At 58.9% G+C, this 24,325-nt stretch carries 22 protein-coding genes; 4 read left to right on the forward strand and 18 right to left on the reverse strand.

Annotated features, from left to right (window positions below; translation table 11 throughout):
* Positions 1 to 37: 37 nt before the first annotated feature.
* Genes hemG through pepQ form a run of 4 tightly spaced genes read right to left on the reverse strand, consistent with a single transcriptional unit; the run spans position 38 to position 4,031 of the window.
* The gene (gene hemG, locus C1N56_RS18010) at positions 38 to 586 is read right to left on the reverse strand and encodes a menaquinone-dependent protoporphyrinogen IX dehydrogenase (protein WP_088516583.1); all 549 of its coding nucleotides are present in this window, start codon (positions 584 to 586) and stop codon (positions 38 to 40) included.
* A 17-nt stretch (positions 587 to 603) separates the two neighbouring features.
* Entirely contained in the window at positions 604 to 2,055 is a 1,452-nt protein-coding gene (trkH, locus tag C1N56_RS18015) for a Trk system potassium transporter TrkH (RefSeq protein ID WP_021506935.1), read from the reverse strand.
* A 27-nt stretch (positions 2,056 to 2,082) separates the two neighbouring features.
* Positions 2,083 to 2,700, reverse strand: a complete 618-nt coding sequence (locus tag C1N56_RS18020; RefSeq protein WP_021506936.1) for an IMPACT family protein — start codon at positions 2,698 to 2,700, stop codon at positions 2,083 to 2,085.
* Complete coding sequence (gene pepQ / locus C1N56_RS18025) at positions 2,700 to 4,031, reverse strand: Xaa-Pro dipeptidase (protein WP_058758128.1); 1,332 nt, start codon at positions 4,029 to 4,031, stop codon at positions 2,700 to 2,702. Before pepQ ends, C1N56_RS18020 begins: the two co-directional genes overlap by 1 nt.
* Positions 4,032 to 4,216: 185 nt before the next feature.
* On the opposite strand from pepQ, the gene fadB reads away from it, so the two are divergent.
* Complete coding sequence (gene fadB / locus C1N56_RS18030) at positions 4,217 to 6,400, forward strand: fatty acid oxidation complex subunit alpha FadB (protein ID WP_394516937.1); 2,184 nt, start codon at positions 4,217 to 4,219, stop codon at positions 6,398 to 6,400.
* A 10-nt stretch (positions 6,401 to 6,410) separates the two neighbouring features.
* Positions 6,411 to 7,574, forward strand: a complete 1,164-nt coding sequence (fadA, locus tag C1N56_RS18035; RefSeq protein ID WP_031279606.1) for an acetyl-CoA C-acyltransferase FadA — start codon at positions 6,411 to 6,413, stop codon at positions 7,572 to 7,574.
* A gap of 88 nt (positions 7,575 to 7,662) precedes the next feature.
* Here the strand turns inward: fadA and fre are convergent, their stop codons facing one another.
* The 3 genes from fre to pepE form a co-directional block, all read right to left on the reverse strand.
* Positions 7,663 to 8,364 (reverse strand): NAD(P)H-flavin reductase, encoded by a 702-nt coding sequence (gene fre / locus C1N56_RS18040; protein WP_021506940.1) that lies wholly within the window; start codon positions 8,362 to 8,364, stop codon positions 7,663 to 7,665.
* A gap of 31 nt (positions 8,365 to 8,395) precedes the next feature.
* Positions 8,396 to 9,880: a 4-hydroxy-3-polyprenylbenzoate decarboxylase gene (ubiD, locus tag C1N56_RS18045; protein ID WP_021506941.1), complete on the reverse strand. Its 1,485-nt coding sequence runs from the start codon at positions 9,878 to 9,880 to the stop codon at positions 8,396 to 8,398.
* Between the two features lie 73 nt (positions 9,881 to 9,953).
* The gene (pepE, locus tag C1N56_RS18050; protein ID WP_394516938.1) at positions 9,954 to 10,685 is read right to left on the reverse strand and encodes a dipeptidase PepE; all 732 of its coding nucleotides are present in this window, start codon (positions 10,683 to 10,685) and stop codon (positions 9,954 to 9,956) included.
* A 209-nt stretch (positions 10,686 to 10,894) separates the two neighbouring features.
* Between pepE and rfaH the strand changes: the two genes are divergently transcribed.
* On the forward strand, positions 10,895 to 11,383 hold the full coding sequence (gene rfaH, locus C1N56_RS18055; protein WP_031279607.1) for a transcription/translation regulatory transformer protein RfaH: 489 nt from the start codon (positions 10,895 to 10,897) through the stop codon (positions 11,381 to 11,383).
* On the opposite strand, the gene tatD is transcribed toward rfaH, so the two are convergent.
* From tatD to udp, 10 genes are all read right to left on the reverse strand, one after another.
* Positions 11,380 to 12,162 (reverse strand): 3'-5' ssDNA/RNA exonuclease TatD, encoded by a 783-nt coding sequence (gene tatD / locus C1N56_RS18060; protein ID WP_058758125.1) that lies wholly within the window; start codon positions 12,160 to 12,162, stop codon positions 11,380 to 11,382. The two genes, rfaH and tatD, sit on opposite strands and share 4 nt — an antisense overlap.
* 107 nt (positions 12,163 to 12,269) lie before the next feature.
* Complete coding sequence (gene tatC / locus C1N56_RS18065) at positions 12,270 to 13,031, reverse strand: Sec-independent protein translocase subunit TatC (protein ID WP_021506945.1); 762 nt, start codon at positions 13,029 to 13,031, stop codon at positions 12,270 to 12,272.
* 2 nt (positions 13,032 to 13,033) lie between these two features.
* On the reverse strand, positions 13,034 to 13,561 hold the full coding sequence (gene tatB, locus C1N56_RS18070; RefSeq protein ID WP_021506946.1) for a Sec-independent protein translocase protein TatB: 528 nt from the start codon (positions 13,559 to 13,561) through the stop codon (positions 13,034 to 13,036).
* Between the two features lie 9 nt (positions 13,562 to 13,570).
* Entirely contained in the window at positions 13,571 to 13,813 is a 243-nt protein-coding gene (gene tatA / locus C1N56_RS18075; protein WP_010618194.1) for a Sec-independent protein translocase subunit TatA, read from the reverse strand.
* Positions 13,814 to 13,923: 110 nt separating this feature from the next.
* Complete coding sequence (ubiB, locus tag C1N56_RS18080) at positions 13,924 to 15,561, reverse strand: ubiquinone biosynthesis regulatory protein kinase UbiB (RefSeq protein ID WP_021506947.1); 1,638 nt, start codon at positions 15,559 to 15,561, stop codon at positions 13,924 to 13,926.
* The gene (locus C1N56_RS18085) at positions 15,558 to 16,163 is read right to left on the reverse strand and encodes a ubiquinone biosynthesis protein UbiJ (protein WP_058758122.1); all 606 of its coding nucleotides are present in this window, start codon (positions 16,161 to 16,163) and stop codon (positions 15,558 to 15,560) included. The genes ubiB and C1N56_RS18085 overlap by 4 nt, the downstream gene beginning before the upstream one ends.
* A 6-nt stretch (positions 16,164 to 16,169) precedes the next feature.
* On the reverse strand, positions 16,170 to 16,928 hold the full coding sequence (gene ubiE, locus C1N56_RS18090; RefSeq protein WP_021506949.1) for a bifunctional demethylmenaquinone methyltransferase/2-methoxy-6-polyprenyl-1,4-benzoquinol methylase UbiE: 759 nt from the start codon (positions 16,926 to 16,928) through the stop codon (positions 16,170 to 16,172).
* Positions 16,929 to 17,003: 75 nt separating this feature from the next.
* On the reverse strand, positions 17,004 to 18,515 hold the full coding sequence (gene rmuC, locus C1N56_RS18095) for a DNA recombination protein RmuC (RefSeq protein WP_394516939.1): 1,512 nt from the start codon (positions 18,513 to 18,515) through the stop codon (positions 17,004 to 17,006).
* A gap of 117 nt (positions 18,516 to 18,632) precedes the next feature.
* Positions 18,633 to 19,904 (reverse strand): tetratricopeptide repeat protein, encoded by a 1,272-nt coding sequence (locus C1N56_RS18100; RefSeq protein WP_260641718.1) that lies wholly within the window; start codon positions 19,902 to 19,904, stop codon positions 18,633 to 18,635.
* Positions 19,905 to 20,004: 100 nt separating this feature from the next.
* The gene (gene udp / locus C1N56_RS18105) at positions 20,005 to 20,766 is read right to left on the reverse strand and encodes a uridine phosphorylase (RefSeq protein ID WP_021506952.1); all 762 of its coding nucleotides are present in this window, start codon (positions 20,764 to 20,766) and stop codon (positions 20,005 to 20,007) included.
* 301 nt (positions 20,767 to 21,067) lie between these two features.
* Here udp and C1N56_RS18110 point away from each other — a divergent pair, with 301 nt between their 5' ends.
* Entirely contained in the window at positions 21,068 to 21,907 is an 840-nt protein-coding gene (locus C1N56_RS18110) for a dienelactone hydrolase family protein (protein WP_394516940.1), read from the forward strand.
* Between the two features lie 52 nt (positions 21,908 to 21,959).
* On the opposite strand, the gene metE is transcribed toward C1N56_RS18110, so the two are convergent.
* Complete coding sequence (metE, locus tag C1N56_RS18115) at positions 21,960 to 24,230, reverse strand: 5-methyltetrahydropteroyltriglutamate--homocysteine S-methyltransferase (RefSeq protein WP_104094217.1); 2,271 nt, start codon at positions 24,228 to 24,230, stop codon at positions 21,960 to 21,962.
* Between the last annotated feature and the right edge of the window lie 95 nt (positions 24,231 to 24,325).

A 24,325-nucleotide genomic window follows, 5' to 3' on the forward strand; every position in this document is an offset into this window, starting at 1 on the left:
ATTGCAAAAAAATGATCGTTCGGCCTAAATTTCACCACTACGCGTTATTTTGCGGCAATTTGCCTGGTAACTGTGCGAAATCCTGGGCAAAACGCGTGACTTTCTCCCAGTCAGTGTATTCAACTTCTTTGGTGGTATCCGTTTCGCCGCCGGTCATACGCATAATGAACTGAATCATGATGCGATCGAACCAGCGATAGCGTGGATAGCGCAGCGCACCGGCAAACACCGCACAGCGATCCGGTTGCCACGGTGACTGCGCCAGGAACTTACGCGTATAGGCATTGGTTTCCGGCGTGCACTTATCGGCTTTGCGCGCAGTAAGGTTGACGCTGAAAAAGCCGCTGACGCGCTGCTGCAGTTCCGCCTTATGTTGCGTGACGAATTTCATCAGCTCGGGCTGGAAATGACCATAGCGGATCGAGGCGCCAATCAGCACGCGATCATACTGTGCCCACTCCACCTGCGGTGCCTGCGCCAGATCCAGCACATCGCACAGCTGCTGCGGTGTCAGCGTGCGGGCAATACGCGCCGCGATTTCACGGGTTTGCCCGTCACGGCTGGAATAAAGAATTAACGCTTTCATCACTCATTCCTGTTTTATTATTCGCGCCAGAAGGTGGGCGTGAACAGCACCAGCAGCGTGAACACTTCAAGGCGTCCAAACAGCATGGTGGAGATTAAAATCCACTTGGCGACATCATTCATCGACGTGAAGTTATCTGCCACCACACCCAGACCCGGGCCAAGGTTATTCAGCGTCGCCGCCACCGCGGCGAAGGCCGAGAAGTCATCCACGCCGGTGGCGATAATCGCCAGCATGCTGACCAGAAACACCAGCGCGTAAGCCGAGAAAAAGCCCCACACTGCTTCGAGAATACGTTCCGGCAGCGCACGGTTCCCCAATTTAATGGTATAGACCGCATTGGGATGCACCAGGCGTTTCAGTTCGCGCGACCCCTGCTTGCACAGCAGCAGAATACGAATCACCTTCAGGCCACCGCCAGTCGAACCCGCCATACCGCCGATAAAGGCTGAACACAGCAGCAGTACCGGCAGGAACAGCGGCCAGCGCGCAATACTGTCGGTGGTAAAGCCCGCCGTCGTCGCCATCGATACCACCTGGAAGAACGCCTGATTGAGGGTTTGCCAGCCGCTGGAATAGACATTATGGAACCACAGCACCAGGGTACAAATCAGCACCAGCGTCAGCTGCACGCCAATGAACATGCGGAATTCCGGATCGCGCCAGTAGACTTTCAGGTTTCGCCCGCTGAGCAACGAGAAGTGCAGGCCGTAGTTACAGCCGGAGATCAGCAGGAAAATCGCCACGATGGTATTAATGGTCGGGCTATTGAAGTAGCCGATGCTGGCATCATGGGTAGAAAAACCGCCGATGGCGATGGTCGAGAAGCTGTGGCCGATAGCATCAAACATCGGCATGCCCGCCAGCCACAGCGCCAATGCACAGGCCACCGTCAGCAGCACATAAATCAGCCACAGGGTTTTCGCGGTTTCGGCAATCCGCGGGCGCATTTTGTTATCTTTCAGCGGCCCCGGCATTTCGGCGCGATACAGCTGCATACCGCCGACGCCAAGAATCGGCAGAATAGCGACCGCCAGCACGATGATCCCCATACCGCCGAGCCACTGCAGCATCTGGCGATAGAACAGAATGGCTTTCGGCAGCGAGTCTAGCCCCACCAGCGTGGTGGCACCGGTGGTGGTTAAGCCAGAGAACGATTCGAAGAAGGCGTCGGTCACCGACAGATGTGGCTGCTCTGCGAAGATAAACGGCATTGCCCCCACGCTGCCCAGCACGGTCCAGAACAGCACCACAATCAGAAAGCCTTCACGCGGTTTCAGCTCACTTTTTTGTTTGCGGTTGGGCCACCACAGCAGCGAACCGATGACGATCGCCATCATAAACGTCTGACTGAACGCGCGCCCGGCACCGTCGCGATAAATCAGGGCCACTAAGCCAGGCAGGATCATGGTTACCGAGAACAGAATCACCAGCAGGCCCACGATGCGGGTAATGGCGCGAAAATGCATTCAGCCGTTTCCTTTAAACAGATGCGGTTAGTTGTCCAGCGGGATCAGCGCCAAAGCGCCCCGGCTGTAATCAGAAAGGTTTTGCCTGAAGCCATCAATCTGCGGATGGGGCAACGCCAGACGTAGCGTAATGCGATCCTGATAATGGCTCTGTTCAATACTGCCGTCAAAACGCTGCAGCAGACGCTCTATATCGCTCAGCTGCGCATAGTCACACTGCAGGGTAAAACGTTGCATCGGCACTTTGCGCTGGCGCGCCAGCAGCTTCAGCCCCTGCTGCACGCCGCCACCGTAGGCTTTCACCAGCCCGCCGGTGCCCAGCATGATACCGCCATAATAGCGCACCACCACGGCGGTGATCTCGCCCACGCCGCTGCCCATCAGCTGCGCCAGCATCGGCTTACCGGCCGTGCCGGAGGGTTCGCCATCGTCAGAAAACCCCAGCTGTTGTGAATCATCGGGCGCGCCCGCCACCCAGGCCCAGCAGTGATGCCGCGCGGTCGGGTGTTCGTGCTTTACCTGCTGCACAAAGGCGCGCGCAGCGGCCACCCCATCGGTATGCGCCAGCAGGGTAATAAAGCGGCTCTTTTTGATGGTCTCCTCGCTGAGACTGACGGCCTCAGCGGGAATGTCGTAAGCGTCCATCAGGCCAGATGCAAGTCACGCGTCATGTTTTCGATGCGGCTGGCGTGAATCACCACATTATCCTCGATACGAATGCCCCCGTACGGCTTCAGGGCATCAATTGCCTGCCAGTCAAAGTGCTGACTGAACTTACCGCTGCGCAGCGGCGCCAGCAGTGAATCGATAATATAGAAGCCCGGTTCAATGGTCAGCACCATGCCCGGCTGCAGCACCCGCGTACAGCGCAGATAAGGATATTGCGATGGCGCTGCCAGATGCGTGCCGCTGTCGTCCTGCATAAACCCGGCAACGTCGTGCACCTGCAGGCCCAGCGGATGGCCGAGGCCGTGCGGCATAAAGGGACCGGTGAGGTTTTCCGCCACCAGCGTCTCTTCGCTCAGCCCCTGCACCAGTTCAAACTTCAGCAGCAGACGCGCGATGCGCTGATGCATTTGCAGATGGTAATCGGTATAGCGCACGCCGGCTTTCAGCGTGGCGATCAGCGCCAGCTCTTCTTTATTCATCGCAGCAACCATTTCCGCGTAGCGCGTTTTGCTCTGCGCCGCGTAGCTCCGCGTCAAATCGGCCGCATAGCCAAGATACTCTGCGCCGGCATCAATCAGGAAGCTGTGACGTTTCGCCGGCGGCTGGTGATCAAGCCGGGTGTAGTGCAGTACCGCAGCATGTTCATTCAGCGCGATGATATTGCCATACGGTACATCAATGTCACGGTGGCCGGTGGCGGTCAGATAGGCAAGATTGATATCAAACTCGCTCATGCCGGAGAAGAACGCCTCTTTCGCTGCGCGATGGCCTGCCACCGCCAGCTTCTGCGCTTCGCGCATACAGGCCAGCTCGTAATCGGTTTTGATGCTGCGATGATAATGCAGGAAGTCGATGACGCCCTGAGGATTGATCCCCTCGCTGCGGATGCCCAGTTGGGTGGCGCGGGACGGTACCGGCCCGATATAGGCCACATTGTCGCGCTGTGCCGGCAACAGCTGAGCGATATCGTCAGCGTTTTTCAGGCCGATGACCTCGACATCCTGGGTCCAGAAGCTGTCCGGCAGTGGCTCGACGTTGTGCCAGTAATCGACCGGCGAGTAGAACCACAGTTTGGGTTTATTCACGCCATCGATCCACAGCCAGCAGTTGGGCACCTGGGTCACTGGCACCCAGGCTTTAAACTGGGGATTCACCTTAAACGGATAGTCATGATCGTCAAGAAATACGGTCAGCAACTCGCCTGAATGAATCAGCATGGCGTCCAGCTTAAAGCGCGCCAGCACCTGTTGCGCACGCTGCTGCAGCGTTGAAATATGCGCGTGATACAGGGTTTTCAGTGAATCCATGGACTTGTCTCCGATGTCGCGAAAGTGGCGGCAGTGTAGCACAGCCGCGCGGGGGATGCCGTGCTGCGCGCGCTGTGATCGCCGTATCAAATAAGCAAACTCTCGTTTGCAAAAAATTAACATGACACCCACACTCCTGATCATCTGGTATGACCAGATCACCTTTCGCGTTTCAGGAGACGGACATGCTCTACCAAGGCGATACCCTTTCAGTGCACTGGCTTGACGATGGCATCGCCGAGCTGGTTTTTGATGCGCCCGGTTCGGTGAACAAACTTGATACCAAAACCGTCGCCGCCTTAGGCGAGGCGCTGAGCGTACTGGAGCAGCAAAGCACGCTGCGCGGCCTGCTGCTCTCTTCCGCCAAACCGGCGTTTATTGTCGGGGCGGATATCACAGAATTCCTGTCGCTGTTTGATGCGCCCGCTGAGCAGCTCAGCCAGTGGCTGACATTTGCCAACAGCATCTTTAATCGTCTGGAAGATTTGCCGGTGCCAACCATCGCCGCCATTGACGGCTACGCACTGGGCGGAGGCTGCGAGTGTGTGCTGGCGACCGACTTCCGCGTGGCCACGCCCACCGCGCGCATTGGCCTGCCGGAAACCAAACTCGGCATTATGCCGGGCTTCGGCGGCAGCGTGCGTCTGCCGCGCCTGCTCGGTGCCGACAGCGCGCTGGAGATCATCGCCGCCGGTAAAGATATTGATGGCCCGGGCGCGCTGAAGCTCGGTCTGGTGGATGCGGTGGTCAGCAGCGAGAAGCTGCGCAGCGCGGCGCTGACCATGCTGCAGGACGCCATAGCCCAGGGCAGCTGGCAGGCGCGTCGTGCGCCGAAGCTGGCACCGCTTAAGCTCAGCCCGATTGAAGCTGCGATGAGTTTTACCCTCGCCAAAAGCATGGTGCAGCAAACCGCCGGTAAACACTATCCAGCGCCGATCGCCGCGGTGCGAACCATCGAAGCGGCAGCGGGCTTAGGTCGTGATGATGCGCTGAAGCTGGAAACCGCTGCTTTTGTGCCGCTGGCGCAGAGTGATGTGGCACGCGCGCTGGTCGGCATATTCCTCAATGACCAGTACGTAAAAGGCCTGGCGAAGAAACACAGCAGCGCGGCCGGCACGCCAGAGCAGGCGGCGGTACTGGGCGCAGGCATCATGGGCGGCGGGATCGCCTGGCAGTCGGCCTGGAAAGGCGTGCCGGTGAAGATGAAAGATATTAATCCGCAGGCGCTGACGCTGGGCATGAATGAAGCCAGCAAGCTGCTTAATAAGCAGCTGGAGCGCGGCAAAATCGACGGTACCAGGCTGGCGAGCGTGCTGGCGAGCATTCAGCCGACGCTGGATTACAGCGGCTTTGATCGCGCCGATGTGGTGGTCGAAGCGGTGGTCGAGAACCCGCAAATCAAAGCCAAAGTGCTGGCTGAAACCGAGCAGCAGCTGCGGGATGATGCCGTGCTGGCCTCGAATACCTCCACCATTCCAATCAGCCAGCTGGCGCAGGCGCTGCAGCGTCCGCAAAATTTCTGCGGCATGCACTTCTTCAATCCGGTGCCGCGTATGCCGCTGGTCGAAGTGATTCGCGGTGCGCAAACTTCTGAAGCCACCATCAGTAAAGTGGTGGCGTGGGCCAGCAAGATGGGCAAAACGCCGATTGTGGTGAATGACTGCCCCGGCTTCTTTGTGAACCGCGTACTGTTCCCCTACTTTGCCGCCTTCAGCCTGCTACTGCGCGACGGCGCGGACTTCCGCCAGATCGATAAAGTGATGGAGAAGCATTTTGGCTGGCCAATGGGGCCGGCGTGGCTGCTGGACGTGGTGGGCATTGATACCGCGCATCATGCACAACAGGTGATGGCGCAGGGCTTCCCGTCGCGGATGCAGAAAGATTACCGCGATGCCATTGATGTGCTGTTCGAAGCCAAACGCTACGGCCAGAAAAATGGCCAGGGCTTTTACCGCTGGGAACAGGATAAAAAAGGCAAAGCGCAGAAGCGCGCCGATGCAGATGTCGATGCGCTGCTGGAGCCGGTATGTGAACCGAAGCGGGTATTCAGCGATGAAGAGATCGCCAACCGCATGATGCTGCCGATGCTCAACGAAGTGGTGCGCTGCCTCGAAGAAAACATCATCGCTTCCCCCGCCGAGGCGGATATGGCGCTGGTGTATGGCTTAGGCTTCCCGCCGTTCCGCGGTGGCGCGTTCCGCTATATGGACACGCTGGGCATCAGCAATGTCGTCGATCAGGCTAAACGCTACCTCGCGCTCGGCCCACTGTACGCGCTGCCTGAGCTGCTGGTTCAGAAAGCCCACCAGCATCAGAGCTGGTATCCCGTCGCTCAACCGATTGACGCAGCGGCGCTGCAAACTGCCTGAGGTAATGAACATGGAAAACGTAGTGATTGTTGATGCCGTGCGCACGCCGATGGGCCGTTCCAAAGGCGGCGCCTTTCGCCAGGTGCGCGCCGAGGATCTCTCCGCCCATCTGATGCGCGAACTCCTCAGCCGCAATCCGGCCGTCGATGCCGCCGCGCTGGATGACATTATCTGGGGCTGCGTGCAGCAGACGCTGGAACAGGGCTTTAATATCGCCCGCAACGCCGCGCTGCTGGCGGAGATCCCGCATCGCGTGCCGGCCAGCACCGTCAATCGCCTGTGCGGCTCGTCCATGCAGGCGCTGCACGATGCGGCGCGCGCGATTATGGTCGGCGATGCCCACAGCTGTCTGATTGGCGGCGTGGAACATATGGGCCACGTACCGATGAACCACGGCGTGGATTTTCATCCCGGCCTGGGGCGCACCGTGGCGAAAGCGGCGGGCATGATGGGGCTGACCGCCGAGATGCTGGCGCGCATGCACCACATCAGCCGTGAACAGCAGGATGCCTTCGCGCTGCGTTCACACCAGCGCGCTGCGGCCGCCACTCAGCGCGGTGATTTCAAACGCGAAATCGTGCCGACCTACGGCCACGATGCCGATGGCGTGCTGAAACGCTATGACAGCGATGAAGTGATTCGCGAAGACACCAGCCTTGAAGGCTTAGCCGCGCTGCGTCCGGCGTTCGATCCGGTCAACGGCACGGTTACCGCCGGCAGTTCGTCGGCGCTGTCCGACGGCGCGGCCGCCATGCTGATCATGAGCGAAAGCCGCGCGCGCGAACTGGGGCTGTCGCCGCGCGCACGCATCCGCAGCATGGCGGTGGTTGGCTGCGATCCGTCGATCATGGGTTACGGTCCGGTACCGGCCAGTAAGCTGGCGCTGAAGCGCGCCGGGCTGAGCGTGCAGGATATCGATCTGTTCGAACTCAACGAAGCCTTCGCCGCGCAGACGCTGCCGTGCCTGAAAGATTTAGGGCTGCTGGAGCAGCTGGATGAGAAAGTGAACCTTAACGGCGGCGCAATCGCACTCGGGCATCCGCTGGGATGTTCCGGCGCGCGTATCAGCACGACGTTGCTGAATCTGATGGAGCGTCGCGATGCACAGTTTGGTCTGGCAACCATGTGCATTGGCTTAGGCCAGGGCATCGCGACGGTATTCGAACGGGTTTAATACGTTGACCACTACACTTGCACGTGTTCCCGCCCAACCGGGCGGGCTTTTTTTTGCAGCGGCACGTGCATGCGCACCGTGTCACGCATCAGATAAAGGCAAACGCATCGCCATACATCTGCGCTTCTAACGCACCACGTTCGGCACAGAAGCGCTCGCGGGCAATTTTTGCCATCTCAAACCGGCCGGCAATGTAGATATCGTGTCCACTCAGGCTGGCATAATCCTGCATTACCGCGGTCAGCACCGTGCCGCTGCGCCCCTGCCAGTCCTCCGCCGGCTGCTCCACCACCGGAATCACTTTCAGGTTCGGATGCTTCACCGCCAGCGCATTGAGTTCATCCAGATCGTACAGATGTCTCAGCTCGCGGCCGCCCCAGTAGATAGCGATATCGCGATCCGGCTGCTGCGCCAGCGCGGTCAGCAGAATCGAACGCGCATAGGAGAAGCCGGTGCCGCCGGCAATCAGCACAATCGGCCGCGCGCTGTCTTCACGCAGCCAGGCGTCGCCGTGCGGCATATCTACGGTGATCTGCCGATCATTTTTGATGCGATCCATCACCGCCATGGCGTACAGGTTCAGCTCTGAGGCACCAATGTGCAGCTCAATGATGTCCTTTTCCATTGGCGTCGATGCCAGCGAAAACGGGCGCTTGTCGCGCTCATCCATCACCACCATCAGATACTGGCCGGCGCGGAAGCTAAAATCCGCCGCCGGAATTAACCGCACGCGGTAAACCGTGTCCGTAATTGCTTCAACCGAAGTCACTTTGCAGCTTAACGTCGTCATAGGTGCCCTTTTTTATGGTTCTCAGCCGCCATCAGCGCTGCGGCGGCTCGGCAAAGATCGCTAACTCATCCCAGATTGCATCAATACGCGCCGTAACCGCAGGATCTTTCACAATCGGCGTCCCCCATTCACGCTGGGTTTCACCCGGCCACTTGTTGGTGGCATCCAGTCCCATCTTCGAGCCAAGTCCGGAAACCGGCGAAGCGAAGTCGAGATAGTCAATTGGCGTGTTTTCTACCAGTACCGTATCACGCGCCGGATCCATCCGCGTGGTGATGGCCCAAATCACGTCGTTCCAGTCACGCGCGTTGACGTCATCGTCACACACAATCACAAACTTGGTGTACATAAACTGGCGCAGGAACGACCACACGCCGAACATCACGCGCTTGGCGTGACCGGCATACTGTTTTTTAATCGTCACTACCGCGAGGCGATAAGAGCAGCCTTCCGGCGGCAGATAGAAATCCACAATCTCCGGGAACTGTTTGATCAGAATCGGCACCAGCACTTCGTTCAGCGCCACGCCCAGTACCGCGGGCTCATCCGGCGGACGGCCGGTGTAGGTGGAGTGATAAATCGGGTTGCGCCGCTGGGTCACGTGCGTCACGGTAAACACCGGGAAGCTGTCTACTTCATTGTAGTAGCCGGTGTGATCGCCGTACGGCCCTTCCGGCGCCATGTCGCCCGGTTCGATGTAGCCTTCCAGCACGATTTCGGCGCTGGCCGGCACTTCCAGATCGTTCGAGACGCACTTCACCACCTCGGTTTTGTTGCCGCGCAGCAGACCGGCAAACGCATATTCCGATAGCGTATCCGGCACCGGCGTGACCGCGCCAAGAATGGTGGCCGGATCGGCGCCCAGCGCCACCGCCACCGGGAAGCGTTCACCGGGATGCGCTTTGCACCACTCCTGGAAATCCAGCGCGCCACCGCGATGCGACAGCCAGCGCATGATCACCCGATTTTTACCAATCACCTGCTGACGATAAATGCCGAGGTTCTGCCGCTCTTTATGCGGTCCACGCGAGACGGTTAATCCCCAGGTAATCAGCGGCGCCGCATCGCCCGGCCAGCATTTCATGACCGGGATGCGCGCCAGGTCGACCTCGTCACCGCTGAAAATCTCTTCCTGACACGGCGCATTACGCAGCCGTTTGGTCGGCATGTTCAGCACCTGTTTGAACTGCGGCATCTTATCGAACAGATCGCGGAACCCTTTCGGCGGCTCCGGCTCTTTCAGAAACGCCAGCAGCTTACCCACTTCGCGCAGCGCGCTGACCTCTTCCTGGCCCATACCCATTGCTACGCGCTTCGGCGTGCCAAACAGGTTGCACAGCACCGGCATGCTGTAGCCCTTCGGGTTTTCGAACAGCAGCGCCGGACCACCGGCCCGCAGCGTGCGGTCGGCGATTTCGGTCATCTCGAGGACAGGATCGATCTCCTGAGTGATGCGCTTTAACTCGCCGCGCTGTTCCAGCAGCGCGAGAAAGTCTCGTAAATCCTGATATTTCATGCGGCGTTAGTCTTCCGGCCAGAGTGAAGCGTCATTATAAGTTTGTTCACGCCAGCGTGTTTGAGTTTCTGCGTCAGGCGGGCTGACAGGAAAACGGCACCAGCGACTGCAGGGCCAGCACATCGTGATAAGCGGCAATCGCTTCACCGTGACGGAACACTTTGAAATCTTCACCGCGCGCGCTGTAGTAGCGCAGACGGTTCTCACTGACGTGCAGGAAGCTGGCTTCCCGCAGCGCAATCACCGACTCCTGCGGATTCACCGCGCAGAATTCGGCCAGACGCTCATCACGGGTTTCGCCCATATGGCCGCTGACGTGCGCATCAAGATAGTGAGGATTGATTTGCACCGGGAACAGCCCCAGCGCAGGCAGCACCACGCTGCTGCGTACCGGCATATCATTGGTGGTGCGAATCGACGGTGTCGCCACGTTGCAGCCCGCGCTCCAGCCAACGTAAGGGACATCGCGCTCGCGCACTGCGCTTTGAATCGCCACGATCAGCCCCTGCTCGTGCAGCATCTGGTTCAGCAGCCAGGTATTGCCGCCGCTCACCAGAATCAGCTCCGCCTGCTCAATGGCCGCAACCGGTGTCTCGAACTCATGTACCGTGCGCACCGGAATGCCCAGTGACTGAGACAACGCCTGCGCACGCTGGGCGTGATCGTCACGAATAATGGCGTAGGGCACCAGCACCGCCGAGGTGATACCGCGCTGGGCAATCATCGCGTGCAGCTGCGGATGCGCATAGCTCAGCAGCGGCGCATCGTCGGCCACTTTGCCATTGCTCAGTAAAAACAGTTCCATCAGCCCGTCCTTTTTCTTCGTCTAATGGGTTGGCAGTCTGATACAGATGATCGCCAGACGTCAATTTTCTTGCTGAAAAGCGTTAGTTCGCCGCACCAATCGGAAAATTCGTAGAGATTTTTCTTGTGTGACCGGGTTTCCGGCCGCCGATGCGCTATAACTCTGACAACAGGTTTGTTATTCTTAGCGTCCATTATTTGGGAGCAGTTATGGAATCCTGGTACTTACTCTATTGCAAACGTGGTCAGCTGTTGCGCGCGAAGGAGCATCTTGAGCGGCAGGAGGTGAATTGCCTCAGCCCGATGATCGCTCTGGAGAAGATTGTGCGCGGCAAACGCACCACCGTGAGTGAGCCGCTGTTTCCCAACTATCTGTTTATCGAATTCGATCCGGAAGCGATTCACACCACCACCATCAGCAGCACGCGCGGCGTCAGCCACTTTGTGCGCTTTGGTGCCATGCCCGCGACGGTGCCTTATGAAGTGATCGAAGCGCTGCAAACTGATGCGCCGCAGATCCTGCTGGATCCGGAAACGCCGCAGGTCGGTGATGAAGTGCTGATCACCGACGGCACCTTTGAAGGGCTGCGCGCTATTTTTGCCGAGCCCGATGGTGAAACCCGCTCAATCCTGCTGCTTAACCTGCTGAATAAACAGGTGATGCGCAGCGTGGACAACAAGCAGTTCCGTAAGGTTTAAGCCAGCCTGAATAGCTGACGTGCATTGTGGTCGACGCGTGCCGCCAGTGCGTCTGGCTGTTCACCACGCCAGTGCGCCACCTGCTGAACGATATGCGGCAGAAAGCAGGGTTCGTTACGGCGCGAGGTCGGACGCGGACGCATATCGCGCGGCAGCAGATAGGGCGCGTCGGTCTCCAGCAGCAGACGATCTGCCGGAATCAGCGGCAGCATGTCACGCAGCGCCATTCCGCGCCGTTCATCGCACACCCAGCCGGTAATGCCCACCGATAACCCCAGCGCCAGGCAGGCTTCCAGCTCGTCACGCGTGCCGGTAAAACAGTGCACCACCGCGCCTACCAGTTTCGGCAGCCACGGCTGCAGTACCGCCAGAAAACGTTCATGTGCCTCACGACAGTGTAAAAACACCGGCAACTGCAGTTCCGCCGCCAGCTGGAGCTGCGCATCAAACGCGTACTCCTGCTGCTCGTGCGCGGAAAGATTCCGGTTGAAGTCGAGTCCGCATTCACCAATCGCCACCACCTGCTCGCTGTCAGCCAGGCGGCGCAGCGTACTGGCAGTTTCCGCCGACCACTCGCTGGCATGATGCGGGTGCACGCCGGCGGTCGACCAGCAGTAGCCCGCGTGCCGGGTCGCCAGCTGACGCGCCTGCTGGCTCTCCAGGGCATTGGTGCCGGTGATTAACAGGCCGGTGACGCCTGCTTCGCGCGCGCGTTTTACCACCTGATCGCGATCTTTTGCGAATTGCGTGCTGGTCAGGTTTACACCGATATCAAACATGTTTGCTCCCCATTCCGTCTTAAAGCGACGGATAGAAAAACCGCCCGGCAGGCGGGCGGTTAAGATTCATCATCACCCCATCAGCGGGATGCCCTGCATAAAAGACATCAGGCGTCGGGGTTCTGTTCCTCATCGTCTGCCGCCTGACGTCCTTTACCCACATAGTAGCGGGAGAAGAATACGCCGACTTCAAACAGGCAGTACATCGGAATAGCGAGCAAAGTTTGCGAGAAAACGTCCGGCGGTGTGAGCAACATCCCAACCACAAACGCGCCGACCAGAATATACGGCCGTTTCTTTTTCAGATCGTCCGGGCTGGTAATGCCGGTCCAGCACAGCAGCACGATGGCAATCGGTACCTCAAACGCCACGCCAAACGCCATGAACAGCGTCATGACAAAGTCGAGGTAGTTGGTGATGTCCGTGGCGATGGTGACGCCCTGCGGCGCGGTTTTGGCGAAGAAGCCAAATGCCAGCGGGAACACAATGAAGTAGGCAAAGGCCACGCCGACATAAAACAGCAGCGTACTGGAGAACAGCAGCGGCATCACCAGACGGCGCTCATGGCGATACAGCGCGGGGGCGACAAACGCCCAGACCTGATAAAGAATCACCGGCACCGCAAGAAACACCGACACAATGATGGTCAGTTTGATCGGCGTAAAGAACGGTGAGGCCACGTCGGTGGCGATCATGCTGGCGCCGGCGGGCATCTGGCTAATCAGAGGCGCTGCCACCGCGTGATAGATGTCGTTGGCGAAGTAAACCAGACACAGGAAGATAACAAACACCGCGATGATGCAGTTCAGCAGACGCTTGCGCAGCTCAATCAGATGGCTGATGAGCGGTTGGGTATCTTCAACGGCCATGTTTATCGTTCATCTTTTACGGGAGGAGTGGTCGCAGGCGCGACGGAATCGGTGTGGCTGGTGGCTGGTGCAGGCTGCGGCGCCTGCGCCGGGGCGCTGGCCTGATGTGCCGCGCTGGCCGGTGTCACGACGCTGTGCGGCTCAGCGGGCTGCGGTGCGGCAGCGGGCTGTGGCGCGGCAGCGGGCGGCTGATGAATGGTGTTGGCTTCATCTTCCGCTTTTTCGATATCGATGCTCTGCTGCACCGAGCGCTTCATGGAGTCCGCGGTTTTACGCAGCTCTTCCATGGATTGCTTCAGCTCCGGCGACAGCGTGCCGCGTCCTGCCTCTTCGACCTTTTTCAGGCTGTCCTGCAGCTCCTGCAGTTTCAGCTCCTGGGCCAGTTCGTTCTGCACATTAGCAGCCAGCGAGCGAATGGCCCGGATCCAGCCAACCACGGTTTTCACCGCAACCGGTAAGCGCTGCGGGCCCAGTACAATCAGCCCGATCACGAACACCAATACCAGTTCACTAAAACCAATATCGAACACAGTTTTACCTTACTTGTCCCGGGCGTCGTCTTTGCTCGCCGGGGTGTGCTGTTTGTCTGCCAGTTTGGCGTTGAAGTCAGCGTCCTGCTCTTTCGGTTGATCCTTTTTCTCGTCTTCATCGCTCATGGCTTTTTTGAAACCGCGAATGGAAGAGCCTAAATCCGAACCCAGGTTACGAAGCTTATTGGTACCGAACAGAAGTACAACAATGACGGCAATGATTAACAATTGCCAAATACTGATACCGCCCATGAGATATGCCTCTAATATTCTGTGAAAAACGGTTAACTGTAACGCACAGAAAGTCCGTTTTTACCCGGACTTAAGCCTGCGACATTACGCGATTTGCACCAGGCAGACAATCAGTTTGTCTTGCGCCAGCCGATGAGCCAGGTAACGATGCCGGCGGCCATTAACAGCGCCGGGAAGAAGTCCCAGTCAGGCCGGCTCAACAGCACGGCGGTGCCACTTAATAACAGTGTAGCCCCGACGCCAAACAGATAACGTGCCTGATGATGACGGGTGCGCTGCGCGTTCAAATCGGTGACGAGTTTATCGACACTGTGCTGCAATAACTTGTGCTGGCGCATACTGTCGTAAAAAAGCTCCGGCAGCTCCGGCAGTTTCTCCGCCCAGAACGGCGCCTTCTCTTTCACCGCCCGCAGGATGGCCGGAATGCCGATCTGATCCTTAATCCAGTCCTCCAGGAACGGCTTGGCGGTTTTCCACAGATCGAGCTGCGGATAGAGCTGACGACCAATGCCCTCGATGTACAGCAGGGTTTTCTGCAGCAGCACCAGCTGCGGCTGCACTTCCATATTGAAACGGCGCGCGGTGTTGAACAGATTGAGCAGCACGTGACCAAAGGAGATTTCCGCCAGCGGCTTTTCGAAAATCGGCTCGCACACGGTGCGAATCGCGAACTCAAAATCTTCCACGTTGGTATCCGGCGGTACCCAGCCCGAGTCGACGTGCAGCTCGGCCACTTTGCGGTAGTCGCGGTTGAAGAAGGCGATGAAGTTTTCCGCCAGGTAGCGCTTATCTTCTTTGTTCAGCGAGCCAACGATGCCGCAGTCAATGCCAATATACTGCGGATCTTCCGGATGCTCGTAGCTGACGAAGATGTTGCCGGGATGCATATCGGCATGGAAGAAGCTGTCGCGGAACACCTGGGTGAAGAACACCTGCACGCCGCGTTCGGCCAGCAGCTTCATGTTGACGCCGTGCTGCTCCAGCGTGGCAACGTCGGAGATAGGAATGCCATAAATGCGCTCCATTACCAGCATGGTCTCACTGCAGTAGTCGGAGAACACTTCCGGCACGTACAGCATGCGGCTCTGGTCAAAGTTGCGACGCAGCTGAATCGCATTGGCAGCTTCACGCAGCAGATTGAGTTCATCAATCAGCGTTTTTTCGTAGTCGCGCACCACTTCCATCGGACGCAGACGGCGACCGTCCGGTAGCAGACGTGGCACCCAGCGCGCCAGGCGGTAAATCAGCTTCATGTCAGCTTTGATCACCGGCAGGATATCCGGGCGAATCACTTTGATCACCACTTCGCGGCCGTTGGATTTCAGCGTCGCGGTATGCACCTGGGCGATCGAAGCCGATGCCAGCGGTTTGATATCGAAGTCGTCGAACCAGGTTTCCACCGGGCCGCCAATCGAACGCTCAATCTGCGCTTTGGCTTTCACGCCGTCGAACGGTGCCACGCGGTCCTGCAGAATCGCCAGCTCATCGGCAATTTTCGGCGGGAACAGGTCGCGGCGCGTCGAGAGCATCTGACCGAACTTGATCCAAACCGGACCGAGCTGCTCCATGGCCAGACGCAGACGGATGCCCATCTCAGCTTCTTTGTGCCGGTTGGGGATCCAGAAAACACAGCGTCGCCACAGCCGCAGCGGCAGCGTAATGCGCATATGCGGAATCAGTTCATCCAGCCCGTAGGTCAGAAAAACTTTGATAATGAAGTATAAGCGCCGAATTTCTCCCAGCGTCATTTCGCCTCCAGCTGTGCCAAACGCGCCTCAAACGCATTAAGCGCACGTTCCATCGCTTCTACCTCCTCACAAAACCACGCCTGCTCCAGCGCCCCCGGTGCCACGCGCCACTCTTCGGTCAGCACCTGCCCCAGATAATCCTGACGGCGGGTGACCTGCTGTCTGAGCTGGGCCAGCGCACGCTGAGCGGCCTGGCTGATGCCCTGTGCCGCGATGTCGCCCACCCACGGCGCGAGATATTCCGCCGGGTCGAGTTCAGCCAGATCCATCAGCGCGGAGAATTGCTGTACCACCTGCAGATCGCCTTCCACGTCCAGCTCACCGCTGCGAATCAGGCTGGTCAGCTGCTGACGATCGCGCAGCTTAGGCAGCGTGCTGAAACGCAGGCTGACGCTGCAGTCGCTGCGGTCCTGCCAGTCACTCAGCACATCCAGCTGGTTTTCACTGAACACCAGCACCAGCGGAAAATCCAGCTCCTGCAGGCGCAGCAGCAGGACTTTGCCGGCCAGACGCTGGCGTGCGGTTTTCAGGCTGCGATCGCGGTACAACACACGGTTCAGGGCGGTCTCAAGACCGCCGGTGATGAGAGGGGTAAAAGTCATGATTAATCAGAACTTAAAGCCACGATGCAGCGCCACAATGCCGCCGGTCATGTTGTAGTAGCTGGTATTTTCAAAGCCAGCGTCGTTCATCATCGCCTTCAGGGTTTCCTGATCCGGATGCATACGAATCGACTCCGCCAGGTAGCGATAGCTCTCCGCGTCTTTTGCCACCAGCTGGCCGATGCGCGGCAGAATGTGGAAAGAGTAAGTGTCGTAGGCTTTGCTCAGCGGATCGAAAACCGGTTTAGAGAACTCCAGCACCAGCAGACGGCCGCCCGGCTTGAGCACGCGGAACATCGACGCCAGCGCCTTCTCTTTTTCGGTCACGTTACGCAGGCCGAAGGAGATGGTGATGCAGTCGAAATAGTTATCCGGGAACGGCAGCGCTTCTGCGTTAGCCTGCACGTAGCTGACGTTGCCGGTTACGCCGAGATTGCGCAGCTTTTCGCGTCCCATCTTCAGCATTGAGCTGTTGATGTCCGCCAGCACCACCTGACCGGTTTCACCGACCAGGCGCGAGAATTTTGCCGTCAGATCGCCGGTACCGCCGGCCAGATCCAGGACACGCTGACCGCGGCGCACGCCGCTGCTGTCGATGGTAAAACGCTTCCAGACGCGATGGATGCCGAACGACATCAGATCGTTCATCAGGTCATATTTCGCCGCGACGGAGTGAAACACGTCCGCGACTTTATCGGCCTTTTCACTTTTGGCGACGGTCTGAAAGCCAAAATGGGTAGTTTCCTGCTGTGATTCATCTGCCATCGGTTTTACCTGTTCCACAAACAATACTTCCCGAAGTGTATCAGAGTCGGGCGATCCGAGCACGCCACCGGCGTGTTATTCGTTGATGCGGCGCAGGGATGCGGCGGAAGAATCTGCCGCATTTTCAGCGGGCTCGCTGTCATCGGCCCATGTATCATCCGCCGCGTCGGGCTGCGCCTGCTCTGCCAGTTGCGGGTTGATGGGCCGTTTGATCTCTACGCCAAGCGCACGAAACGACTCGCTCTGGGCGATCAGGTTGCCGCGCCCCTGCGCCAGCTTTTTCATCGCCAGCTGATAACTCTGCTGCGCTTTGTCGAGGCTATGCCCGATGCCGCTCATGTCATCGACAAACAGCCGCATCTTGTCGTACAAGCGCGCAGCGCGGTCGGCGATGCGCTGGGCATTACGGCTCTGATGCTCATAGCGCCACAGATTATTAATGGTGCGCAGCGCCACCAGCAGCGTGGTCGGGCTGACCAGCATAATGTTTTGCTGCAGCGCTTCGCTGATCAGCTCCGGCTGGCGGTCGATCGCCAGCAGAAACGCCGGTTCGACCGGAATAAACATCAGCACATAATCCAGCGAGCGTAAACCGGGCAATTGTTGATAATCTTTACGCCCCAGCAGCCGGATATGGCCGCGCACCGCGTTGATGTGCTCCTGAATCGCCTGCTCGCGCGTCAGCTCATCGTCGGCGTTGAAGTAGCGCTCATAGGCAATCAGCGTCATTTTGGCGTCAATTACCACATCTTTACCCTGCGGCAGACGCACAATCACATCCGGTTGCATACGGCCCTGCTGCTCCAGCTGCACACTGACCTGGGTCTGGAACTCGTAGCCTTCGCGCAGGCCCGACGCCTCCAGCACCCGGCTGAGCACCACTTCGCCCCAGTTGCCCTGAATTTTATTGTCGCCCTTCAGCGCTTTGGTGAGGTTGATCGCTTCCTGCGCCATCTGCGCGTTGAGCTGCTGCAGCTGACGAATCTCATGCGCCAGTGTGTGGCGTTCACGCGCTTCCTGGCCGAAGCTATCGTTGACCTGGCGGCGGAAGCCATCCAGCTGTTCGCGCAGCGGGCCGATCAGGCTGTTGAGGCTCTGCCGGTTCTGCTCGTCGACGCGTTTTCCGCTGTTTTCGAAGATTCGGTTGGCGAGGTTTTCAAACTGCGCACTCAGGCGCTGTTCGCTGTTGGTCAGCAGACGCTGCTTCTCCTCAGCGGCGAAACGCGTCTCTTCTAATCGAATGGTGACTTCCCGAAGTTCGGCTTCCTGCGCGCTGTTAACTTCCAGCTGATTACGCAGCTCGCGGCTGAGCTGTTCACTCTCGGCCCGCCAGTAATCCAGCTGCTGCAGGCGCTCCTGCGCGCCGCTTAGCGTGCCGTGTAGCTGGCGCAACTCCTGTTCGCGCTGCTGCAGTTGCTGTTGCAGCTGTTCCAGCTGCTGCTGCTGACGCTGCTGCGCCTGTTCCAGCAGGCGGCGTTCGGTGGTGAAGCTGGCGTGCTGATGGCCGGCGCGCAGCTGGGCAATAATCCAGCCAATGCCCAAACCGGCCAGCGCCAGCGCGCCGCTGATGATAAGTTGCTGATCCATAATCCCCCCGCGGATCGTCTCGCTGAGGAGAAGGTAGAGCGCCACTGTATGAATGTCCAGAACATTCATGGCAACCCGCGGATTTTATCGCGGGCGCGATGGGCACCGTCCGGGCAACTACAGGGCGCGCACGGTCAGGTCGCCCGCTTTCCAGGCGTCAATCAGGAAAAACGGCATCGGCAGCACCCATTCACTGTCGCTTTTCACCTTCGCCGGATAGCACCAGCTGTTGCCGCCGTAAGTCAGCTCCACCTGCTGCTGGCCATTTTCGGCGTTGGTCACTTTGCCGGCCATGCTGGCGAAACCGGCGTTGCTGCCGACGTGGAAGCTGTCGGTCTGCCAGCGAATCGGCGCATGCGCCGGCCACGGCTGCGCGTGGTGGAAGTGAAAGATATCGTCGTGATTGAGGATGCTGTCGCGTACCGTAGGCCACAGCGCTACCTTGAGGAAGTACTGGTCGGTAAAGCGCTCGCTGCCGTCATACTGCGCGATAAAGTCGCGCATCTGCTGTTCCAAGTTGTGAAACACGCCGTGACAGCCGCCCCACATGCCGGCCAGTAACAGCTCGGTGTGCGAGTAATAATCGCGCATGTGGTGGAACCAGAATGGCGAAGCCAGCCAGGCGTCGACGGCTGCCACTTCGCGCTCTGACAGCAGCGAATCCGCATCCCGCACGATGTAGCGTTTTACGCTGGCATCGTCCATCACCAGAAAGCGCCACAGCGTAGGGAAAATGGTTTTCTCCTGCGACATATCCACCAGCTGGGTGTTTGGCTGGGTCAGGCGCTGCCACACGTGCTGCGGCACGCTATCGTCGAGATAGATGCGGCACATCCAGTCCGGATAGAGCTCGCGCGCCACCTCAACGTTTTTAATCAGGGTTTCGCAGTAGCGCGGCTGACCGCCGTACAGGCTGAAGGAGATGATATTTTCTGCCGGATTGCTGCGGTTAATCGGCGCAGGCGCCGGTGCGGGAAAAGTCGCTTTCGCGCCCTGACTGAAACGCATGTCAGATTGGGTGAGCGATTCGAGGCCATAACGCGCCACTTCATCTGTCTTATCCAGCCAGCCACACACTTCCGTCAGGCCATCCAGCCAGGTTTCCGACGCCTGCGCGCGCTGCGCCGCCGGTGCCTGATAGATTTTCTGGTAAATCTTGTAGGATTTTTTATGTTCGCCGACGCGCATCAGCGTCAGCGCGTAGTCGCTGAGCACCTGCATCTGGTTAGGCATGACGCGCAGCACTTCTTCGCAGCACTGGCGCGCCAGAGGATAATCTGACGCGGCCATTGCCTGACGAAAGCGCGCGGCGGCACTCTCAACGCGGGCCTGCATTGCAGCAGGGCGGCTGGTAAAACCCGGACGTGGGACAGAGATCGTTTTGCGCATAGGAAATTTCTCAGAATCGACTGAAATTGCGCGCATTCTAATCAGGCAATTGCTGAGCTCCCTATAAGCCTGGTCTCGAAATCATTCCCTGACTGGCGCGCTAAAGTAAACGACGCGCGGCATCCACCACAATTTTCACCGCATCGCTTTCTGTCTGCTTCATAGTGGCCGCATCCGGGATCTCTTTTTGCGTGCGATTCACGATGACGCCAGCCACCATGCCGGCACGCAGTCCCTGACTGGCGCACATGGTTAACAGTGTAGCGGATTCCATCTCATAGTTAAGCACGCCCATTTGCTGCCACTCTTTCATCGAGCCCTGGAAGCGGCTCACCACGCGTCCGGAGAAGGTGTCGTAGCGCTCCTGGCCAGGATAGAAGGTGTCTGACGAGGCGGTGACACCAATATGCGTGGTCGCACCGCAGGCTTCTGCCGCGGCCACCAGCGCGGTGGTACAGGCGAAGTCAGCCACCGCCGGGAATTCCATCGGCGCAAAGTGCAGGCTGGCACCGTCCAGACGGACCGAGGCGGTGGTCACCAGCACATCACCCACGTTGATGTGTGGCTGAATCGCGCCGGTGGTACCCACACGCAGGAAGGTACGCACGCCCAGCTGCGCCAGCTCTTCAACGGCGATAGAGGTGGACGGACCGCCAATACCGGTGGAACAGACAACCACCGGTTTGCCGTCGATCTCCGCCAGCCAGGTGGTGAATTCACGGTGCGACGCGAGGTGCTGAGGATTCTCCATCAGCGCCGCGATTTTCTTCACGCGCTCCGGATCGCCAGGAACAATCGCCAGCGTGGCTCCTTTCAAATCGGCTTTGGTGATGCCAAGGTGGAAAACGTCAGACTGGGCCATATCAGACTCCTGGAAGATAAGGGGGAATAAGCGCGCCACTTTACGTCAGCGGCCCGGATAAATATGTGACTGAATTCACTATCAATAATGAAAGTTACATTGAACTAAAAATATTGTGTGACTCTAATCACATATTAGCGGTCTGCTGCGCTGAATTGCTACAAGCGGTGCTGTGTAACCGTAAAAGGCAGTGTTAATAGAGAAGCAGATCAGGTTAACCATCCCTCGTACCCTACGCCAGCCTTGCCGTAAGGCCAGGCTATAGTTACGTGATTGCGCACTTGCTAGCACGGAGAGAACCATGAAAACCGAAGACAATATGGCACAAAAATCCGCCACCGACGGCTTTGCGCTAGCGGTGCAGCCCACCGCAGCCAGCACCATCATTACCGCCAGCGATGCCATTCACGCGGGCGAGACGTCCGTGCCGAGCCAGGGTGAGAACCTGCCGGCTTATTATGCTCGTCCGCAACAGTTTAGCGGCACGCTGCCGGTCGTGCTGGTGGTGCAGGAAATTTTCGGCGTGCACGAGCACATCCGCGATCTGTGCCGCCGTCTGGCACTGGAAGGCTATCTCGCCGTGGCGCCGGAGCTCTATTTCCGCGAAGGCGATCCCAACGATTACAACGATATCCCCACCCTGTTCAAAGAGCTGGTGAGCAAAGTGCCGGATTCGCAGGTACTGTCGGATCTCGACCACGTGGCCAACTGGGCGGCGCGCCACGGCGGCGATATCCGTCGTCTGGCGATCACCGGTTTCTGCTGGGGCGGTCGCATCAGCTGGTTGTTTGCCGCTCATAATCCGCAGGTGCGCGCCGCCGCCGCCTGGTACGGTCGTCTGGAGGGCGAGAAAACGCTGAAGCAGCAGAAACATCCTATTGATATTGCAGTGGATTTGAATGCACCGGTGCTGGGCCTGTACGGCGGCCAGGATGAAAGCATTCCACTGGAGAGTATCGATAAGATGCGCCAGGCCCTGCACGCGGCCAATGCCAAAGCCGAGATTGTGGTGTATCCGGAAGCTGGCCACGCCTTCAACGCCGACTATCGTCCGAGCTACCACGCCGATTCCGCACAGGATGGCTGGCAGCGCATGCTGGCGTGGTTTAAGCAGTATGGCGTCGCGCCGAACGCGGAATAAAAAAGGGGCGCCAGCGCGCCCCAACTCAACAACACAACGTATTATCCTGCCATCAAACGGTTTCGGCGCGCAGCTTCTGCGCCGCTTTCACCATGTTGGCCAGCGCCTGACGCGTTTCACTCCAGCCGCGCGTTTTCAGGCCACAGTCCGGGTTCACCCACAGGCGCTGCTGCGGAATACTCTGCGCCGCTTTGCGCAGCAGATCTTCCATCCACTCCACGCTCGGTACGTTGGGAGAGTGGATGTCATACACGCCCGGCCCGATTTCATTGGGATATTCAAACGCTTTAAACGCATCCAGCAGATCCATATCAGAACGTGAGGTTTCGATAGTGATCACGTCGGCGTCCAGCGCGGCGATCGAATCCATGATGTCGTTGAACTCGCAATAACACATGTGGGTGTGAATCTGCGTCTCGTCCTGCGCCACTGCAGCGTTGAGGCGGAACGCGTCCACCGCCCAGCGCAGGTAGGCTGCCCAGTCAGACTGATGCAGCGGCAAGCCTTCACGCAGCGCCGGTTCGTCAATCTGAATGATGCCGATACCGGCTTTTTCCAGGTCCTGCACTTCGTCGCGCAGCGCCAGCGCAATCTGTTTTGCGATGGTTTCGCGCGTCACGTCTTCCCGCGGGAACGACCAGCACAGGATGGTGACCGGTCCGGTCAGCATGCCCTTCACCGGTTTGTCGGTCAGCGACTGCGCATACTTTGCCCACTCGACGGTGATCGGCTGCGGGCGGCTGACGTCCCCGATGATCACCGGCGGCTTAACACAGCGCGAGCCGTAGCTCTGTACCCAGCCGTTCTGCGTGAAAACAAAGCCGTCGAGGTTTTCGCCGAAGTACTCCACCATGTCGTTACGCTCGGCTTCGCCATGCACCAGCACGTCGAGCCCCAGACGCTCCTGCTCCGCAATCGCCTGCCGGATGTGTTCCGCGATACCGGTGCGGTAGTGGCCGCCGTCAATGTTGCCTTTTTTGAAGTCGAGGCGCAGGCCGCGAATCTCGGTGGTCTGCGGGAAAGAACCGATGGTGGTGGTGGGCCACGCTGGCAGGTTAAAGCGCTGACGCTGCGCCTGAGCACGCACGGTGTAGCTGCTGTTGCGCTCAGTGTCTCTGGCCTGGATTTGCGCCAGACGCTGCGCCACGGCGGGGTTGTGCACGCGAGCAGAATTTGCCCGAGCGCGAATCGGCGCGCTCCAGGCGTGCAGCGCAGCGGCATCGTGCTGGTTCAGCGCCTGACTCAGCAGCGACAGCTCCGTGCACTTCTGTAACGCAAAGGCGAACCAGCTTTTGACCTCGTCGTCGAGGCGGGTTTCCACGCTCAGATCAATGGGGCTGTGCAGCAGCGAACAGGAGGAACCGATCCACAGCTGCTGACGCTGGCCGGTCAGCGGCTGCAGGCGCTCAAACCAGCGGGTGAGATCGGCGCGCCAGACGTTACGGCCATTGATCACCCCCAGCGACAGCAGCCAGTCCGCCGGGATCTGCTGGTTGAGCTGCTGAAGATCGTCTTTGCCGTGCACCAGGTCCACGTGCAGGCCCTGCACCGGCAGCGTTTTGATGACATCAAGATTCTGACCAATGCTGTCAAAGTAGGTGGTCAGCAGCAGTTTCACTTCGCCCTGTAGCGCATCGTACGCCGGTTTAAACGCCTCGCGCCACGCCTGCGGCAGTTCCAGCGCCAGCGCCGGCTCATCAATCTGCACCCATTCGATGCCGCGCTGATGCAGTTCAGCCAGCACCTGACGGTACACCGGCAGAATGGCCTGCAGCAGCGACAGGCGGTCAAAGGCGTCACCTTTCACCTTACCCAGCCACAAATAGGTCACCGGCCCCAGTAGCACCGGTTTGATGGTGTGGCCGAGCGCCAGCGCTTCATCCACCTCGTCCAGCAGTTGCGTCCAGCTGAGACGGAACTGCTGACCCTGGGTAAATTCCGGCACGATGTAGTGATAGTTGGTGTTAAACCATTTGGTCATCTCCGCCGCCGCCGCGGGCTCGCCGCTGGGCGCCCGACCGCGACCGATACGGAACAGGGTGTCGAGGTCAATCGAGCCGTCTTTATTCTGGTGCCGTGCCGGTACGTTACCGAGCAGCAGACTGGTGGTCAGCACGTGATCGTACCAGGCAAAATCGCCGACCGGCAGCAGATCAACACCGGCGTCTTTCTGCTGCTGCCAGTGACGGGCGCGCAGTTCACGACCCACCGCCAGCAGTTCGTCCTGTGAGCTGTTCCCGGCCCAGTAGCTTTCCTGCGCTTTTTTCAGTTCGCGGCGCAGTCCGACGCGAGGGAAACCGAGAGTATGGTTCAGAATGGTCATGTGAGATTCTCCAGAAGTTGTTCGCTGTGCGACAGTCGCAGCAACCGATTTACGTTCATCCAGCGGGCAATCCTGCCGTGCGCTGAGCGTGTTAG

It is taken from the genome of Pantoea sp. SGAir0175 (assembly GCF_043547855.1).